General features: G+C 42.4%; 18 protein-coding genes. 17 read left to right on the top strand and 1 reads right to left on the bottom strand.

All coding sequences use genetic code 11. From position 1 onward, the window contains the following. Positions 1–104 precede the first annotated feature (104 nt). The 6 genes from FCL54_RS18085 to FCL54_RS18060 all read left to right on the top strand — a co-directional run bounded on the left by FCL54_RS18085 (position 105) and on the right by FCL54_RS18060 (position 4,971). Entirely contained in the window at positions 105–602 is a 498-nt protein-coding gene (locus tag FCL54_RS18085; protein ID WP_138128333.1) for a ubiquinol-cytochrome c reductase iron-sulfur subunit, read from the top strand. A 14-nt stretch (positions 603–616) separates the two neighbouring features. After that, positions 617–1,288 (top strand): menaquinol-cytochrome c reductase cytochrome b subunit, encoded by a 672-nt coding sequence (gene qcrB / locus FCL54_RS18080; RefSeq protein WP_138128332.1) that lies wholly within the window; start codon positions 617–619, stop codon positions 1,286–1,288. A 75-nt stretch (positions 1,289–1,363) separates the two neighbouring features. Beyond that, on the top strand, positions 1,364–2,134 hold the full coding sequence (locus FCL54_RS18075; protein ID WP_138128331.1) for a menaquinol-cytochrome c reductase cytochrome b/c subunit: 771 nt from the start codon (positions 1,364–1,366) through the stop codon (positions 2,132–2,134). Positions 2,135–2,206: 72 nt separating this feature from the next. After that, entirely contained in the window at positions 2,207–2,803 is a 597-nt protein-coding gene (gene lhaT, locus FCL54_RS18070; protein ID WP_138128330.1) for a lipoprotein heptaprenylglyceryl N-acetyltransferase LhaT, read from the top strand. A 586-nt stretch (positions 2,804–3,389) separates the two neighbouring features. After that, the gene (ypjB, locus tag FCL54_RS18065) at positions 3,390–4,181 is read left to right on the top strand and encodes a sporulation protein YpjB (protein ID WP_138128329.1); all 792 of its coding nucleotides are present in this window, start codon (positions 3,390–3,392) and stop codon (positions 4,179–4,181) included. A gap of 103 nt (positions 4,182–4,284) precedes the next feature. Further along, a complete protein-coding gene (locus tag FCL54_RS18060; RefSeq protein ID WP_171016913.1) occupies positions 4,285–4,971 on the top strand; it encodes a zinc metallopeptidase in 687 nt (228 codons plus the stop codon). A gap of 32 nt (positions 4,972–5,003) precedes the next feature. Here the strand turns inward: FCL54_RS18060 and FCL54_RS18055 are convergent, their stop codons facing one another. Beyond that, a complete protein-coding gene (locus FCL54_RS18055) occupies positions 5,004–5,873 on the bottom strand; it encodes a YitT family protein (RefSeq protein ID WP_138128379.1) in 870 nt (289 codons plus the stop codon). A 351-nt stretch (positions 5,874–6,224) separates the two neighbouring features. Between FCL54_RS18055 and FCL54_RS18050 the strand changes: the two genes are divergently transcribed. The 11 genes from FCL54_RS18050 (at position 6,225) to dinG (ending at position 17,236) form a co-directional block, all read left to right on the top strand. Further along, positions 6,225–6,551, top strand: coding sequence for a nucleotide pyrophosphohydrolase (locus FCL54_RS18050; protein WP_138128378.1), 327 nt, complete (start codon positions 6,225–6,227; stop codon positions 6,549–6,551). Beyond that, positions 6,544–7,347, top strand: a complete 804-nt coding sequence (gene dapB, locus FCL54_RS18045) for a 4-hydroxy-tetrahydrodipicolinate reductase (protein ID WP_281281394.1) — start codon at positions 6,544–6,546, stop codon at positions 7,345–7,347. The genes FCL54_RS18050 and dapB overlap by 8 nt, the downstream gene beginning before the upstream one ends. A 9-nt stretch (positions 7,348–7,356) precedes the next feature. After that, the gene (gene mgsA, locus FCL54_RS24245; protein WP_181954887.1) at positions 7,357–7,761 is read left to right on the top strand and encodes a methylglyoxal synthase; all 405 of its coding nucleotides are present in this window, start codon (positions 7,357–7,359) and stop codon (positions 7,759–7,761) included. Then, entirely contained in the window at positions 7,748–8,464 is a 717-nt protein-coding gene (bshB1, locus tag FCL54_RS18040; RefSeq protein WP_138128328.1) for a bacillithiol biosynthesis deacetylase BshB1, read from the top strand. Before mgsA ends, bshB1 begins: the two co-directional genes overlap by 14 nt. Continuing rightward, positions 8,461–9,606, top strand: a complete 1,146-nt coding sequence (gene bshA, locus FCL54_RS18035; protein ID WP_138128327.1) for an N-acetyl-alpha-D-glucosaminyl L-malate synthase BshA — start codon at positions 8,461–8,463, stop codon at positions 9,604–9,606. The genes bshB1 and bshA overlap by 4 nt, the downstream gene beginning before the upstream one ends. Then, a complete protein-coding gene (locus tag FCL54_RS18030; protein ID WP_138128326.1) occupies positions 9,599–10,783 on the top strand; it encodes a CCA tRNA nucleotidyltransferase in 1,185 nt (394 codons plus the stop codon). Before bshA ends, FCL54_RS18030 begins: the two co-directional genes overlap by 8 nt. Continuing rightward, on the top strand, positions 10,765–11,748 hold the full coding sequence (locus FCL54_RS18025; RefSeq protein ID WP_138128325.1) for a biotin--[acetyl-CoA-carboxylase] ligase: 984 nt from the start codon (positions 10,765–10,767) through the stop codon (positions 11,746–11,748). The genes FCL54_RS18030 and FCL54_RS18025 overlap by 19 nt, the downstream gene beginning before the upstream one ends. A 296-nt stretch (positions 11,749–12,044) precedes the next feature. Further along, positions 12,045–12,881, top strand: a complete 837-nt coding sequence (panB, locus tag FCL54_RS18020) for a 3-methyl-2-oxobutanoate hydroxymethyltransferase (protein WP_138128324.1) — start codon at positions 12,045–12,047, stop codon at positions 12,879–12,881. Between the two features lie 2 nt (positions 12,882–12,883). Continuing rightward, positions 12,884–13,729, top strand: a complete 846-nt coding sequence (gene panC, locus FCL54_RS18015) for a pantoate--beta-alanine ligase (RefSeq protein WP_138128323.1) — start codon at positions 12,884–12,886, stop codon at positions 13,727–13,729. Between the two features lie 34 nt (positions 13,730–13,763). After that, on the top strand, positions 13,764–14,147 hold the full coding sequence (gene panD, locus FCL54_RS18010) for an aspartate 1-decarboxylase (protein WP_138128322.1): 384 nt from the start codon (positions 13,764–13,766) through the stop codon (positions 14,145–14,147). Positions 14,148–14,425: 278 nt separating this feature from the next. Next, positions 14,426–17,236 carry an ATP-dependent DNA helicase DinG gene (dinG, locus tag FCL54_RS18005; RefSeq protein ID WP_425467147.1) on the top strand — a complete coding sequence of 937 codons (2,811 nt, stop codon included), beginning with the start codon at positions 14,426–14,428 and terminating at the stop codon, positions 17,234–17,236. Positions 17,237–17,255 lie beyond the last annotated feature (19 nt).

The following is a 17,255-nucleotide window of genomic DNA, read 5'->3' as shown; positions in this document are numbered from 1 at the left end:
TATTGACACTGTTTACTGACTACGCTATCATAGGTATGTCCTAGTTATATGTGTGTAAAAATTCTGTCCGGTTGGACTTACTTCATAGGATAGGGGGGAAACCAATGGCGAAGAAAAACGAGGTTACTAGACGCCAATTTCTAAACTATACCCTTACAGGTGTCGGTGGATTTATGGCAGCCGGAATGTTGATGCCGATGGTTCGGTTTGCGATTGATCCGGTTTTAAAAGAAGGTACTGAGCAAGAGATGGTGCCGGTGATGGACGTTAGTGAAATTACGAAAGAACCTCAACGGAAAAAATTCAAAGTGGATCAGGTTGACGGTTGGTATGAATCTGAGGTTGAGCAATCTGCCTGGGTTTATAAAGATGAAAAGGATGAAATCGTCGCCCTTTCTCCGGTTTGTAAGCATCTGGGTTGTACTGTTGACTGGTCTTCAAATGCGGCTTATCCGGATCAGTTCTATTGCCCATGTCACGGCGGTCGATATACGAAGGACGGGGTAAACGTTCCTGGAACACCGCCGTTAGCACCGTTAGATGTATACAAGATGAAAGTTGAAAAAGGAAAACTTTATCTTGGAAAACCAGAACCACGATAGGAGGGGCAAAACCGATGTTACAACGGATCTACGACTGGGTCGATGAGCGCTTGGACATAACTCCATTGTGGCGCGATATCGCAGACCACGAAGTGCCTGAGCACGTTAACCCGGCTCATCATTTTTCAGCATTTGTATATTGCTTTGGTGGGCTAACATTCTTTATTGTAGTTATTCAAATTCTTTCTGGTATGTTCTTAACTATGTATTATGTTCCAGACATCGTCAATGCCTGGGAATCTGTTTACTATCTTCAAAATGAGGTAGCATTTGGCGTCATCGTCAGGGGTATGCACCATTGGGGTGCGAGCCTGGTAATCGTCATGATGTTCCTACATACTTTACGTGTTTTCTTCCAGGGTGCTTACAAAAAACCTCGTGAACTAAACTGGGTAGTAGGAGTTTTAATCTTCTTTGTAATGCTTGGTCTTGGTTTTACCGGTTACCTGTTGCCATGGGACATGAAAGCGTTATTCGCTACAAAAGTAGGACTTCAGATTGCTGTTACGATTCCAGTGATCGGAGAAATGGCAAAAACATTGCTTGCAGGTGGAGAAATTATCGGTGCACAAACACTTGCCCGTTTCTTTGCTATCCATGTTTTCTTCTTGCCAGGAGCATTGCTTGCATTAATGGGTGCTCACTTTATTATGATCCGCAAGCAAGGTATTTCTGGTCCACTGTAAGATCCAGTTATTAGATTTGACTTTGATGTTGCATTTTAAAGCGTTGAAAACAGCTACAGAGAAGGAGGGGGAAGAATGCACCGCGGTAAGGGAATGAAATTTGTGGGCGACTCAAGGGTACCCGCCCAGAAGAAGCCGAACATTCCGAAAGACTATTCTGAATATCCAGGCAAAACAGAGGCGTTTTGGCCAAACTTCTTGTTAAAAGAGTGGATGGTAGGTGCAGTCTTTTTAATCGGATACTTATTATTAACAATTGCGCATCCATCGCCTTTAGAGCGTGTTGCCGATCCAACAGATGCGACTTATACACCGCTTCCGGACTGGTATTTCTTATTTTTATATCAATTGCTTAAGTACAAGTACGCTGCTGGTGACTATACTTTGATTGGTACAATGATTATTCCGGGAATCGCGTTTGGATCACTTTTACTTGCTCCATGGTTGGATCCAGGCCCTGAGCGCCGTCCAAGCAAGCGCCCGATCGCAGTAGGAATGATGCTTTTAGCTGTTATTTCTACGATCTTCCTAACTTGGGAATCAGTCGTAACGCACGACTGGGAAAAGCAAGCAAAACAGGGTGAGATTGTTGAAGCCAATGTTGATAAAGATGCAGAGGGCTACCAGATTTACTCTGGACAATCCTGTATCGGATGTCATGGAGACAGCTTACAGGGTGCTACAGGTCCATCATTGCTTGAGACTGAAAAATCAGCAGAAGAAATTATGGGCATCGCAAAAAACGGTATTCCGCCAGCGATGCCGGCGAACGCATTCGAAGGTTCTGATGAGGAACTTCAAAAGCTTGCTCAATTCATCGTTGAAACTGCTGAAGCGAATAAATAACGAAAAGCTGACTTTTAAGTCAGCTTTTTTTTGCAACCGAGTAGAAATTACCAGAGAGGAAATGGTAATAAGATGGAAAAGTACATATTTTATTTGAAAACGAAGCCGTTTCTGATCATGCTTCTTGTTATTAACGTCCTTGGAACAATATATGGCTATTATTGGTATCAATGGCAGCTTGTTGAAACACCGCTAAAGTTTCTGATTTTTGTTCCAGACAGTCCAACGGCAAGCCTTTTCTTTGTAATTGTACTGGTCGCTTTTATAATGAAAAAAAATGTTCCGCTTATAGAAGCGCTTGCAGCTGTTACGCTTTTCAAGTACGGAGTATGGGCGGTTGTAATGAATGTCTGGGGAATTCAAGTCAGTGGACAGGTCTACTGGGAGAATTACTTATTGATTTTTTCACATGCTGGGATGGCTCTTCAGGGGCTGCTTTATGCACCATATTATAAGATAAAAGCCTGGCATCTTGTCGTCGTAGCAATCTGGACCCTTCATAACGATGTCATCGATTATGTATTCGGGCAGATGCCTCGTTATCCGGTCCTTGCAGATTACTTCCAGCAAATCGGTTATTTTACCTTCTGGTTAAGTATTTTTTCACTTGCATTGATTTATGTTTTAGCTGTAAGAAAAGGCCATTATACTTTATCTATCAAAATATAACCTCTGTTAAATAGGCCGCAAAAGTATTTTAGCCACATGAAGATCCGAACTGTGATTCAAATTTCTTTATTCAGAATTTGAATCAGTTCGGATTTTTCTTTCAGAGCAAGCTTTATTATTCATTATATTTCGGCTACCCATTAACTTTAAAACGATACTTTGGTGCCTGGATTCGCTATGGAAATACACTTCGCTTTCCACGAGTGGCTGGTGGGTCACGTCATGCTAACGTACTGTCTGCTCTGGCTCACAGAGACTAGTGGATTTACCTCACCTCCTTGCCGACGATTAGGAAATATCGACTCTCTTTCATACATCGGTTTTTCTTTTTCACACGCCTCAGTCCAATCCATACATCCCTGGGCGTTAGCCTCCGCCATTGATACACCCGGGTCTCACCGATGCCTTTGATACTTGTTTACCATAATCATCCTTTTTAGACTTAAGCGCCTTCTTTATGCAACTGGGAAATATAGTGGCTGGCCAAACATCTACTCACCTTCGAGCGTTAGATTTTGAATAAAGAAACTGGTCTACTCTTGTCCCCTTTTTCATAGAATGAAGCAGAACCAAAGGGGGGACAAGTATGGGGAGGATTATCGTCCTGTTACTGTTGATTTTTTCTTTTGCCTTTTCAGCACCCGCTTTTGCAAACCATAATGAAGAGCATTCTAAACAAGAGCTAACTAATGCTGTGGACCAGGCATTAAGATTTGCAAAAGAAGAGAAGTTTGAAGAGTCAAAAAAAATGCTGACTTATTTTTCTAAAATGTTTTTGGAAGAAACCAAGCATAAGGATTCTTTTACAATGACGGAGCTTCGTGTGATCACGACAAGCCATGACAAAGCAACCGAGGCTGTAACGAGTGTGTCCATGAGCCTGGAGGACCGAGTAAGCGCCTTAACGGAATTTCGCCTTGCAGTGGACGCCCTTTATTCTGACCAGCAGCCACTGTGGAAAGAAACAAAACCAATAATGGAAAGCAGGTTTTCTGGAATTGAGAAAGCAATCCAGATGAAGGATGAAGAACAGCTCCAGACAGCAGTGAACAGGCTATTTTCGACTTATGAAATGATTCGCCCCGCACTGGCGATCGACCTTTCAGCAGAACTGCAGCAACGGCTTGATTCCCATATCCACTTCCTTGAACGGTACCGCAGCCACCTTCTGGAGGACAGAGGGAAAACAGAACAACTAAAAATTATGAAAAATGATTTTGAAACCGTTTATACAGGGAATACACATGATGAAGCCGATCCTTCCCTTGTTTGGGTAATCTTATCTGTCGGGGGCATGATCATTCTTACATTATTTTATGTAGGTTGGAAAAAATACAGAGGCGAGAAAGCGGAGCAAAAGCAAAAACAACAGTTGTAAGCATACTCCGGCAGGTTTCTAAGAGCAATATATATTGACTTTGCGGTCATATTTGACTAAAATTGACTATAATAACATCTACAGTTTATATGGAGGAATGTAAATGGGTATTGGTGCATATTTGCTCTATTTCGCCTTATTAATGCTTATTCCGCTTTGGGCGCAGAGCAGAGTGAAAAGTGCTTACAAAAAGTATTCAAAAGTACCGAACTCTTCGGGCATGTCCGGAGCTGAAGTAGCAAGAAGGATATTAGACCAAAACGGTTTATATAATGTTAGCGTTGAGGAAGTACGTGGACGTTTAACAGACCATTACGACCCTCGTTCAAAAGTAATTCGCTTATCGTCCGAGAACTATCATGGCCATTCTGTTGCCGGTGCTGCTGTTGCAGCCCATGAGGTTGGACACGCGATTCAGGATCAGCAAAGTTATGCTCCATTGCGTTTCCGCCATGCGCTTGTCCCTATCGCAAGCCTGGGATCTAACCTTTCCTACATTTTGATCTTCATTGGCTTTCTTTTAGGGGCCTTGAATTTAGCTTTACTTGGTATTATCTTTATGTCAGCTGCCGTGTTGTTCCAGCTTGTGACCCTGCCTGTTGAATTTAACGCGAGCAGCAGAGCGATGGATCAGATTATCTCAGTAGGCGCCATCAGAAATGATGAAGAACGCGAAACAAAAAAAGTGCTGAATGCAGCTGCTTTAACTTATGTTGCCGCTGCCTTTGTAGCTGTTCTCGAACTATTGCGTTTTGTTCTTATGTTTGCAGGATTAAATCAAGAAGACTAAAAAACTCGCCGTTCATACGGCGAGTTTTTGTGTTAATGTTCGATTGGCTTTTTGTTTTCATCTAATGTAAAACCTTCTCCAAGTACATCATGCACATCGCTTACAGCAACAAATGCATGCGGGTCCACGGTTTTGACAATCGTTTTCAACCTGGTAAGCTCGTTACGTGGCACGACACAATATAAAACTTCCCGTTGAAGGCCGGAGAAGCTCCCCTTACCGTTTAAAGCTGTTACACCACGGTCCATTTTTGCCATAATTGTATCCGCGATATCTTTGTTTTGGTCAGAGATAATCATGGCGGATTTGGCTGCATAAGACCCTTGCTGAATAAAGTCGATCACCCTGGCAGCAACAAATACGGCGAGTAGTGTGTACATCGCCTCACGATAGTTAAGATAAACAAGGGAAACGGTAATAACACAGGCATCAAAAATAAACATCGTCCGGCCCATTCCCCATCCCATATATTTTAATCCTAATCTCGCAATTATATCGACACCGCCCGTTGTTCCTCCATAACGAAAAATTATTCCGAGGCCGATCCCGATGAATGCGCCGGCAAATAATGCAGCAAGAGTCATGTCATCATGCAGCGGAATCGAAACGAAGGTAATCCTTTGAAAAATCCAAAGGAACACCGAAAGTCCAACGGTACCGATAATAGTATAATAAAACGCATTTCTGCCTAGCATTTTCCAGCCAAGGAAAAAGAGCGGTATATTTAAGACCAGATTAGAAATAGACGGATCGATCTTAAATAAGAAAAATAAAAGAAGTGTGATTCCTGTAAAGCCGCCTTCTGCAAGATTATTTTCCATATTAAAATGAACGAGTCCAAAAGCGAATACAGCGGCTCCAAACAGGATGAAAAGGATGTTTTTTAATCGAAGCGAGAATATCAAGTTGTGTCCCTCCTACATTGTCTAATCGCGCCTCTCATTATAAGCAATTATAAAATAAGAGGCAATCGGTATTTTAATGCGGTATCCAGCTATATCGTAACATGGTTATTTGTTAGGGAATAAAACAATCGCTTTTATTTCTTTATATTTGTCAAAAGCTGATCTTTTAGCTAACATAAAACGTGATATCTATTCAATTTTAGAAGCTTATTTTTGTTTTATATGTTGCGATTCAGGCTAAAAGGAACAAGATGCGGGAAGATTTTGTTCTTAGTTGAAAGAGAATAGGAAAGAAAGTATCTTTTATTAGGTGGGGGATTGAAATTGGGAACAAAGGCCATTAAAGAGATGCAGCAGGAAGTTGATCAATACATAAGCCAGTTTAAGGAAGGCTACTTTAGCCCTCTTGCTATGCTTGCACGAATGACCGAAGAACTTGGTGAGCTTGCTCGCGAAGTGAATCATTTTTACGGTGAAAAACCAAAGAAAACAACAGAGAAAGAAAGAACGGTTGAAGAAGAACTGGGAGATATGCTTTTTGTTCTGACTTGCTTTGCAAATTCTCTTGATATCGATATGGAGGAAGCATTTTCACTTGTAATGCAAAAATTCAACGAACGAGATAAAGACAGATGGACGAAAAAGGAAGAAAAGGATGATGAAGCAAATGAGTAATAAGACTAGGATTGTTGTTGCAGGACCTCGAGGCAGAATGGGAAGCGAAGCAGTGAACTTAGTGGATCGAACCGAAAACTTTGAACTAGTTGCCGTTGTAGATTCACGGAATGAAGGAAAAAGGGTCAAGGATATTGAGGGGCTTCCTTCTTTGGAAGCACCGGTATACGAAGACATCGACCGATGTTTTCGTGAAGTGGAATGCGACGTACTGATCGACCTTACGACACCAGCTGTAGGAAGGAAGCATATGGAATCCGCTTTTCATCATGGGGTTCGTCCTGTTGTAGGAACAACAGGATTTACAGATGATGATATCGCCGAGTTATCTTCCGTTGCTGAGGAAAAACAGCTTGGCGCTATTATCGCTCCAAACTTTGCGATCGGGGCGGTGCTGATGATGAAGTTTTCCCAGATGGCTGCAAAATACTTTCCTGATGTTGAGATTATAGAGCAGCATCACGATCAAAAGCTGGACGCGCCTTCTGGAACGGCAGTCAAAACCGCACAAATGATTGCAGATGTTAGAGAATCAAAACAGCAGGGGCATGAAAATGAAAAAGAAGAGCTAAAGGGTGCACGAGGGGCAAACATGGATGGGATGAGAATCCACAGTGTCAGGCTGCCAGGCCTTGTTGCCCATCAAGAAGTGTTGTTTGGCGGAGAAGGGCAAACATTGAAAATCCGCCATGATTCCATTAACAGGACTTCTTTTATGCCGGGTGTGAAGCTTGCAGTTGAAACGGTGTTGAAAATGGACCAGCTCGTCTACGGACTGGAAAACATTATGGAATAGGTGATGGAATTGAAGATTGCATTAATTGCACACGATAAAAAGAAAGATGATATTGTTCGCTTTGCGATCGCTTATACCAGTGTATTGCAGAAGCATGACTTATTTGCGACCGGTACAACTGGCAAAAGGATTGCAGAAGAAACCGGATTATCGCTTCACCGGTTTCAGTCTGGCCCCCTCGGTGGCGACCAGCAAATTGGCGCGATGATCGCCCAAAATGATCTGGATGCTGTTATCTTTTTCAGGGACCCCCTTACAGCACAGCCGCATGAACCGGATGTCTCTGCACTTGTTCGGTTATGCGACGTTTATTCCATCCCTCTTGCGACAAATATGGCAAGTGCAGAAATCTTAATGCACGCCTTATCAAGGGGAGATTTTGATTGGAGAAAGATTGTTCATGGGAAAAATTGATTTAGATATTCTAGCTTTTGGTGCGCATGCTGATGACGTGGAGATCGGCATGGGCGGTACGCTTGCTAAGATGGCAAAGTCGGGCTATAAAACTGCAATATGTGATTTAACTCAGGCAGAGCTTTCCTCAAACGGAACAGTGGAAACAAGAAAGATGGAAGCAGAAAAAGCAGGCGAAATTCTTGGGGTGACCCAGCGGTTTAATCTAATGTTTCCTGATAGGGGCCTATCGGTAAAAGACGAGTTCATAGAAGCGATTGTACGTGTTATCAGAAGTTTAAGGCCGACATACATTTTTGTTCCTTATAAAGAAGATCGTCATCCAGACCATGGGCGCTGTGCAGATCTGGTAGAAGAAGCAGCATTCTCGGCGGGTATAAGGAAATATGCATCGCAGCAAAACCTTGAGCCGCACAGATCGAAGAACCTGTTTTATTATTTTATTAACGGTTTTCATAAACCGGATTTTGCCGTTGATATATCCAATGAGATGAATTTAAAAAAGCAATCACTTGAAGCTTACAGGAGCCAGTTCATAAAAGGGGAAGGAACGGTGGATACCCCCCTGACGAATGGGTATATCGAAACAGTTGAAAGCAGAGAATGTATGTATGGAAAAGATGCTGGTGTTACATACGCCGAAGGGTTTAAGGCAAAGCAGACATTGCTCCTCAATCAAATTCCGTTAGGAGAATATGTATGAAAAAGTTAAAAATTGGCATAACATGTTACCCAACAGTTGGCGGCTCCGGCGTTGTCGCTACGGAACTTGGGAAAATGCTAGCTGAAAAAGGACATGAAATCCATTTCATCGCAACAAGCATTCCTTTTCGTTTGGATAGATGGGATCCTAATATTTATTACCATGAGGTGGAAGTTAATCAGTATCCAGTATTTAAGTATCCCCCGTATGACCTCACGCTTGCCAGCAAAATGGCAGAAGTAGCAAAACGGGAAAAGTTAGATTTGCTTCATGTTCATTATGCTGTACCACATGCGATATGTGCATACCTGGCAAAGCAAATGGTTGGGGAAGATCAATTGAAAATCGTTACTACTTTACATGGGACTGATATTACTGTTCTTGGTTATGATCCTTCTTTAAGCGAATTAATCAGGTTTGGCATTGAAAAGTCGGATTCCGTCACTGCCGTATCGGATGATTTGATCCGCCAGACGAATACACTGGTCGAAACGAACAAAGAGATTCAAACAGTCTACAACTTTGTGGATCAAAGGATCTATTACAGAAGAGACAACGAATATTTGAAAGACCAATATAACATTAGGCCGGATGAAAAAGTTATTGTACATATCTCAAATTTCAGGGCTGTCAAACGCGTTCCGGATGTGGTGAGGGCTTTTGCAAAAATCAAGAAGCAAGTTCCTGCCAAACTGTTGCTGATAGGGGACGGACCGGAGTTAACTGTTGCATGCCGCCTTGCTAAGGATCTGGGAATAGTAGACGATGTCCGCTTTCTCGGGAAACAGGATAATGTAGCGGAAATTCTCTCGATCAGCGATCTGAAAATGCTGTTATCAGAAAAAGAGAGTTTTGGGTTAGTCCTGCTAGAAGCGATGGCCTGTGGGGTTCCGGTGATCGGTACTAATATTGGCGGCATACCAGAAGTGATCAAAGATGGGGTCAACGGGTACCTTTGCCAGATAGGAGAAATTGAAAGCATAGCTAATAAGGCTATTCGAATCTTAACAGATGATGAACTTAGAGCACGGATGGCAGAAGAAGCAGTGCTCACGGTTAAAAATGATTTTAATGCACAAAGAGTACTCTCGCAGTATGAAGACATTTACTATAAAACCCTAAACGGTGTCGCTAATGGATAAAATCTTTTTGGAAGCTGCTGAACTGTTGGAATGTTTGAACCAGAACGGTTTTGAAGCATATTTTGTCGGGGGTTCAGTAAGGGATAACCTTTTGCAAAAGCCTATTCACGATGTCGATATCGCTACATCAGCTCTTCCCGATGAGACGATGGAGCTTTTCGAGCATACGATTCCTGTTGGGATTGAGCATGGGACAGTAATTGTAAGGCATAAAGGAAAATCCTATGAAGTGACGACGTTTCGCAAAGAAGAGGATTATCAAGATTTCCGAAGGCCGTCTGCGGTATCTTTTATTTCTAGCATTGAAGAAGATCTTGCGAGAAGAGACTTTACGATAAACGCTATCGCGATGGATAAAACCGGTACTCTTGTTGATCCGTTTAATGGGCGGGAAGACTTAAAAAAGGGCATTATCCGTACTGTGAGGAAACCACAGGACCGTTTTAAAGAAGATCCATTAAGGATTATGCGGGCAATCCGCTTTGTGAGCCAGCTTTCGTTTGAACTGGAATCTTCTACAAGAAAAGCCTTCGAGGATTATGCTCCTTTCTTAAAAGAAATAGCCGTTGAGAGAATCTCGGTTGAATTTCAAAAAATGATGACCGGCCCTTCCGTAAAAAATGCAATCAGGCTGCTGCTCGAAAGCGAATTGCATCAATATCTGCCAGGTTTAAAAACGAAAAAAGCCGGACTTGAAAAGCTGCTTAAACTGGACATGGATTATTTAGTGGAAGATAAGGAGCACTGGGGAATCCTAACTTACGTGACTGCAGAGAACCCCTTAGAATTCTTGAAAAGGTGGAAACAGCCTTCAAAGCTAATAAAGGAAGTGGATTCCATCCTGAGTGGCGTGAAGGTTGTGCTGGAGGATGGCTGGTCGGCCGCTGAGTTATATAATTACAGTGCCAGCTACCGATCCATTGAACGGATCGCCGCTGTGATAACCGGAAGAAAGCCCATTCACGCCACGCTGGAGCAACGCATTGAACTGCTCCCTATTTTAAAAAGGAACGAAATAGCGGTTAATGGCAACGATATTTTAAAATGGAGCCGAAAAAAGCCGGGGCCATGGGTTGGAGAATTTTTTGAACAGCTTGAAAAAGAGATCTTAAACGGTACTATTAAAAATGAGAAAAACGATATTAAAAGGTGGCTTGAATGGTGGCAACTTCAATGAAGCAAAAGATGCTTGAGATGTTAAATGGACAAGAGGGGCAGTTTGTGTCTGGACAAAAAATCAGTGAGGAGCTGGGATGTTCAAGAACTGCGATCTGGAAACATATTTCTGAGCTTAGAAAAGAAGGCTATGAAGTTGAAGCCGTTCAAAAGAAAGGCTACAGGATAACGAGTACACCGAACCATATTACTGCAAATGAAGTGAAATTAGGGCTTAACACTAAACATCTAGGCCAGAATATAGTCTATCAAGAAAGCGTTACTTCCACTCAGGAAATCGCACACCGTCTCGCATATGACGATGTACCAGAAGGCACGATCGTAACGGCGGAAGAACAGACAGCAGGAAAAGGAAGGCTCGGGCGGAACTGGCATTCACCAAAGACAAACGGCATCTGGGTAAGCCTTATTCTTCGTCCGAAAATTCCTCCCCAGCAGGCACCCCAGCTTACTCTGCTTGCTGCTGTAGGTGTGGTTAAGGCGATTCAAAAAGAAACAGGTGTGCTCGCAGAAATCAAGTGGCCGAACGATGTGTTGGTCAATGGGAAAAAAGTGGTAGGTATTCTAACAGAGCTGCAGGCAGAATCCGATCAGATTAAATCGGTGATAATCGGCATGGGAATCAATGTTAATACTTCCGCGGCCGAATTTCCTGATGACATTAAAGAAAAAGCAACCTCGCTGAGAATAGAAGCAGGAAAAGAATTGAACCGGGCCTCCCTTTTGAGGAGGATATTAGAAGAGACGGAAACATTATACGAAGAATATTTACAGAATGGTTTTCAGGTTGTTAAACTCCTCTGGGAAAGCTATGCTGTCAGCCTGGGGAAACATATTAAAGCCAGAACGCTTACCGGTGTAAAAGAGGGTATTGCCCGGGGCATTACCAATGATGGGGTACTATTGTTAGAAGACGACACAGGTGAAATTCATCAAATATATTCCGCCGATATTGAAATTTGTTAAAAAAAGACCCGCATTTCATATTTTTTTGTTATACTACAAATTGAAATGGGCGGTATCCACTAATGGAACTGCACCTTTTAAAGCCATTTAAAAATAGTCTGCCTTGATCCAATACGGACTGGGACAGAGGGATGAATACCGAAAAAGTAAAACACCCGTCCTTCTTCCTTCAACAGGAAGCAAGCCTGAAGATGTTATGGTTTTTGAATCTTTAACATTTTCTTTGAGCTGCTTCATAATTGGAAAGAAGGATTTTTTATTCGGTTTCATGTTCCTCTAACAAAAGGAGGAGAAAGATGAAAACGACAAAAGATTTTTTGAAAATGAAACAAGCCAAAGAAAAAATAGCGATGATGACAGCGTATGATTTTCCTGCCTCAAAACTTGCAGAACAGGCTGGGATCGATTTGATCCTTGTAGGAGACTCTGTTGGCATGGTAGCGCTTGGATACGATTCTACCGTTCCTGTTACGCTGGAGGATATGATTCTCCACACAAAAGCAGTTCGTAGAGGGGCACATGATACGTTTGTTGTTACAGATATGCCATTTATGACTTACCATATATCAGATGAAGACACCCTTGCCAATGCTGCGAGACTAATACAGGAAGCTGGCGCTCACGCAGTAAAAGTAGAAGGTGCGGGAGATGTTATCAACCGGATTTCCAGGCTGACAGCATCGGGAGTTCCGGTGATGGGCCATCTTGGGTTGACTCCTCAGTCGGTCGGTGTCCTAGGAGGCTATAAAGTACAGGGCAAAGATTCTGCTGCCGCAGAACAACTGATAAAGGATGCCAAAAAGGTAGAAGAAGCCGGTGCTTTTTCACTAGTGCTGGAATGTATTCCGAAACAATTGACAGAAATAGTAGCAGCAGAACTCTCTATCCCAGTTATCGGTATCGGTGCTGGAAATGCTGCAGATGGCCAGGTCCTTGTATACCATGATTTAATCGGTTACGGGGTTGACCGGGTTCCTAAGTTTGTTAAACAGTATGCAAGTATTTCGAGCGAGATTACCGAAGCGATAGGCCAGTATGTTTCGGAAGTGAAGGCGGTTCAATTTCCTGGAGATGAACATTCTTTTACAATGAAGGAAGAACAGCTTGCGGGAGTGTATGGAGGCAAAGAATAGAAATGAACGTGATCAGCACCATAAAAGAAATGCAAAAAAAGAGGAAGGACCTATTCATCGATGGCAAGTCAGTCGGATTTGTTCCTACTATGGGGTATCTTCATGAAGGGCATATTTCTTTAATAGAACAGGCAAAACAAGAAAATGATGTAGTCGTGGTCAGCATTTTTGTAAATCCGCTGCAGTTTGGGCCAAACGAGGATTTTGACAGTTATCCACGCGATCTTGAGCGTGATGAGAAGGTTGCAAAAGAACATGGAGCCGACTTTCTGTTTTACCCTTCTGTGGAAGAAATGTATCCGCAAGAAAGGACAACAACGTTAACAGTGATGAACAGGGTTGACGTTTTATGCGGTGCATCAAGACCTGGCCATTTTGATGGTGTTGCTACCGTTGTCATGAAGCTACTTCAAATTGTAGGACCAGACCGGATTTACTTCGGATTAAAAGATGCTCAGCAGGTGGCAGTTGTCGATGGCCTCGTATCAGACTTCAACGTTCCGGTAGAAATCATCCCCTGTGCGACTGTAAGGGAATCTGACGGCCTTGCCAAAAGTTCAAGGAACGTCTATCTATCCGAGCAGGAAAGGGCAGAGGCACCAGCCCTTTTTGAGAGTCTGAAAACTGCAGAATCAATGATTGAAGACGGAGAGCGGAATCCTGAGCCGGTACTTGGCAAAGTGAAAGAAATATTAAGCCAACAAACCTCTGGAGAAATCGATTATATTGAAATTTTATCTTATCCGGGGCTAAAGCCTGTTGCAAAGCTCGAAAATAAAATCATTATCGCCATCGCGGTAAAGTTTAATAAGGCAAGATTGATTGATAACTTGATTTTAACGGTTTAAATAGATTGCATGTAGAACGTAAGGAGTGAGTATAATGTTCCGAACTATGATGAAAGGCAAAATCCATCGTGCCCGTGTTACCGGGGCTAACCTTAACTATGTTGGTAGCATTACAATCGATGAAGATATTATCGATGCAGTAAATATGCTGCCGAATGAAAAAGTACAAATTGTAAATAACAATAACGGCGCCCGCCTTGAAACCTATATCATTCCTGGCAGAAGAGGAAGCGGAGAGGTTTGCCTTAATGGAGCAGCAGCCCGTCTGGTCCAGGAAGGGGATGTTGTCATCATTGTTTCTTATGCAATGATGAGTGATGAAGAAGCTCGCGTACATGTTCCAAAGGTTGCTATTATGAATGAGGACAATCAAATTGTAGAGATGCTAGGAACCGAACCGGCGGCAACAGTTTATTAAATTCTTCTTGGATCTCCCGCTTTTGTAAAGCAGGGGGATCTTTTTTGCCATAAAGGAAAATCTTTTTAAGAAGCAAAAATGGAATTCCAACCTTCTGAAGAGTTTTTTTCTTAAAGAAAAAATGATAAAGTAAAAAAGCGAGTTGCAACATGAATGATAGAAAAAAAACGGTAAAGCTAATGGGTAGGAGAAAACATGATACGTATATTTAAGCAATTTATATACATACATGGTTTACACCGTTTGCCAGAACCTAACGAAATGGGTTTTAAGCTGAGGTGAACAATTTGAAAAATCGTTATGTCATATTAGATTTAGAAGCGACCGGCAATTCTCCCAAAAACGGAGATAGAATTATTCAAGTTGGCGCTGTTGTGGTGGAAGAAAACAAGATAATCGACCGATATTCCAGTTTTGTTAATGCTGCTGCCCCGATCCCTTTGTTCGTTGAACAGTTAACCGGGATTAGCGAAGAAGTGCTTGATGATGCTCCGGACTTTTTAGAAGTAGCACCTGAACTATTAAAGAGGCTTGATGGTGCGTATCTTGTCGCGCATAATGTCCGCTTCGATCTGGCTTTTTTAAACTTTGAACTAGAACGATGCGGTTATGAAGCGTTCATGGGGCCGGTGATCGATACGGTAGAGCTGTCAAGGATGCTTTTGCCCCGGGCAGACGCGTATAAATTAAATCAGCTGGCAGATTATCTTTCCATCGATCATGCCAATCCGCATCAAGCTGACAGCGATGCAGAAGTAACTGCACAGATTTTTATTTACTTGATGAAAAAGATGGAAGCATTGCCGCTGTTAACCCTTCAAAATCTCGAACCTCTTGTAAAGAGGTTTCATAGTGATGTCGAGCATATTATCACTGCTCTTATAAGAAAAAAGCTGACCTCCCTTCAACAAGATGAAGAGGAAATCGATGTTTTTAGGCAGCTTGCTCTAAAATGGTACGAAGAAAAAGAAGATAAAGGAGATAGACTGGAGGTCGATTTCACCGCCTCAAGAGAAGAAATGATGAAAGAGCTTTCCACTGTGATGCAGGGTTTCGAACTGCGTGAAGGCCAGACAGAAATGATGAAAGCTATAAATGAAGCACAGGAAGAAAAAAGGCATGCCATTATTGAAGCCGGTACAGGAATCGGAAAGTCTCTTGCATACTTGCTTCCAAGTATTTATCTTGCCAAAAAGACAGGAAAGCCAGTTGTAATTAGTACTCATACTATACAGCTCCAGCAACAGCTCCTGGATCGGGATATTCCTTTGTTAAAAGAAATACTTCCATTTGACATCAATGCAGCGTTATTAAAGGGAAGAAATAATTATATTGATTTGCGTAGGTTTGAACAGCAACTATTCCAAACAGAAGAAAATAACTACGACACGGTATTATCAAAAGCGCAGATCTTAATCTGGCTCCTAGAAACAGATTATGGGGATGTGGATGAGCTAAATTTGCCTTCTGGTGGAAAAATTTTCTGGCATCAGATAAAAAGTGACGTAAATGTGTCGCTGACACAGAAATCACCGTGGTTTTCCAGATGCTTTTATCAAAGAAGGAGAAGGGAAGCGCAGCAGGCGGATATCATCATAACGAACCATGCCCTTTTGTTCACAGACCTTGTTGCCAACCACCAGCTCCTCCCTGCATATGACAATGTGATTGTGGATGAAGCTCATCACCTTGAGGATATAGTAGGGGATTATTTTGGCGTACGAACCGATTATTTTTCTTTGCTTCAACAGTTCGACAGGATCGGACTAAAAGATGGCAGCGGGTTAAACGTAAAAATAAAAGATCTGTTGGAGGAAAAAGGCCTATTCCGTGAATTAGAGCAATTGAACGTAACAGAAGACCAAACCAGGGTTGTTCTTTCCGATATTGATGAAACCTTCCGCATGCTTCATAGTTATGCCGCAAGGAAAGTGTCAGGGTCGAATGAGATCGGAAGGCTTTCTTACCGGTTGACAGATGAAGAAGGGGAGTACTGGGAAGCGATCACAGAAGCAGCAAACCGAGTTGTGTTTGGGACAAGAGATATTCTTAAACAGTTAAAAGGAATTGTAAAAGCACTTGAGGAAAAGCAAGAGCATCTATCTATGGATGAAAAAGGAATTGTTGCAGATTTTCAAAGTATGGTGAACGCACTTGGTGAAGAAGGCGAAAAGATAAACTACTTGATGTTGGAACATCATGCCAACGAAGTTAAGTGGATCGAAGTTGATCCGAAAGGCCCTATTAATTCGGCATTTCTTTTCAGCAAGCCTGTTGAGGTCGGAGAACTGCTTGCAGACCAGTTTTTTGAGAAAAAAGACAGCGTTGTGTTAACATCTGCAACCTTATCTGTTAAAAATTCTTTTTCATATATCTTGGAAAGGCTCGGATTGGAGGCTTTTGATCCCATAACAAAGCAACTCGAATCTCCTTTCGATTATGAAGAACAGGCAAGGTTGATGGTTCCTGTTGATCTTCCTTTGATTAAAGATGTTTCTTCCGATGTATATGTACAGGCTATTTCTGCAGCGATAGTCAGTATTGCCCGGGTTACAAGGGGCAGGATGCTCGTTTTGTTTACCTCATACGACATGCTGAAAAAGACTCATTTTGTTGTCAAAAACTTGCTTGAAGAAGATGATATTTCCTTGATTAGCCAGGGAGTAGACAGCGGGAGCAGGATGAAGTTAACAAAGAACTTCAAGCAAACGGATGAAGCCATTTTATTCGGCACAAGTAGCTTTTGGGAAGGAGTAGATCTTCCCGGAGAAGATTTAAGCTGCCTCATTATCGTCAGGTTGCCGTTTTCCCCGCCCGATAACCCGCTGTTTGAATCCAGGTCTGAAGTGATAAAAAAGGAAGGCGGCAATCCGTTTATGGATTTGTCACTTCCACAGGCGATTATTCGTTTTAAGCAGGGATTCGGCCGCCTTGTGCGGACCCAGAAAGATCGCGGCGTAGTTTTTGTGTTCGACAGACGAATCATTTCGACCCGATATGGGAAATTATTCATCCAGTCGCTTCCACCAGTGCCTGTTTTAAAAGCGCCGACAGAAGACCTTCTTAATGAATTGGATATTTGGCTGTGATAACTTTAGCGATTCTCCG

This window comes from Exobacillus caeni, from assembly GCF_005747095.1.
In the GTDB taxonomy this organism is placed as follows: Bacteria; Bacillota; Bacilli; order Bacillales; family Guptibacillaceae; genus Exobacillus; species Exobacillus caeni.
This window is presented reverse-complemented; position numbering and strand designations above follow the sequence as displayed.

Bases quoted from the DNA above. Each gene is read 5' to 3' on its own strand.
- FCL54_RS18085 (WP_138128333.1), top strand. From the start codon at position 105: ATGGCGAAGAAAAACGAGGTTACTAGACGCCAATTTCTAAACTATACC.
- qcrB (WP_138128332.1), top strand. From the start codon at position 617: ATGTTACAACGGATCTACGACTGGGTCGATGAGCGCTTGGACATAACT.
- FCL54_RS18075 (WP_138128331.1), top strand. From the start codon at position 1,364: ATGCACCGCGGTAAGGGAATGAAATTTGTGGGCGACTCAAGGGTACCC.
- lhaT (WP_138128330.1), top strand. From the start codon at position 2,207: ATGGAAAAGTACATATTTTATTTGAAAACGAAGCCGTTTCTGATCATG.
- ypjB (WP_138128329.1), top strand. From the start codon at position 3,390: ATGGGGAGGATTATCGTCCTGTTACTGTTGATTTTTTCTTTTGCCTTT.
- FCL54_RS18060 (WP_171016913.1), top strand. From the start codon at position 4,285: ATGGGTATTGGTGCATATTTGCTCTATTTCGCCTTATTAATGCTTATT.
- FCL54_RS18050 (WP_138128378.1), top strand. From the start codon at position 6,225: ATGCAGCAGGAAGTTGATCAATACATAAGCCAGTTTAAGGAAGGCTAC.
- dapB (WP_281281394.1), top strand. From the start codon at position 6,544: ATGAGTAATAAGACTAGGATTGTTGTTGCAGGACCTCGAGGCAGAATG.
- bshB1 (WP_138128328.1), top strand. From the start codon at position 7,748: ATGGGAAAAATTGATTTAGATATTCTAGCTTTTGGTGCGCATGCTGAT.
- bshA (WP_138128327.1), top strand. From the start codon at position 8,461: ATGAAAAAGTTAAAAATTGGCATAACATGTTACCCAACAGTTGGCGGC.
- FCL54_RS18030 (WP_138128326.1), top strand. From the start codon at position 9,599: ATGGATAAAATCTTTTTGGAAGCTGCTGAACTGTTGGAATGTTTGAAC.
- FCL54_RS18025 (WP_138128325.1), top strand. From the start codon at position 10,765: ATGGTGGCAACTTCAATGAAGCAAAAGATGCTTGAGATGTTAAATGGA.
- panB (WP_138128324.1), top strand. From the start codon at position 12,045: ATGAAAACGACAAAAGATTTTTTGAAAATGAAACAAGCCAAAGAAAAA.
- panC (WP_138128323.1), top strand. From the start codon at position 12,884: ATGAACGTGATCAGCACCATAAAAGAAATGCAAAAAAAGAGGAAGGAC.
- panD (WP_138128322.1), top strand. From the start codon at position 13,764: ATGTTCCGAACTATGATGAAAGGCAAAATCCATCGTGCCCGTGTTACC.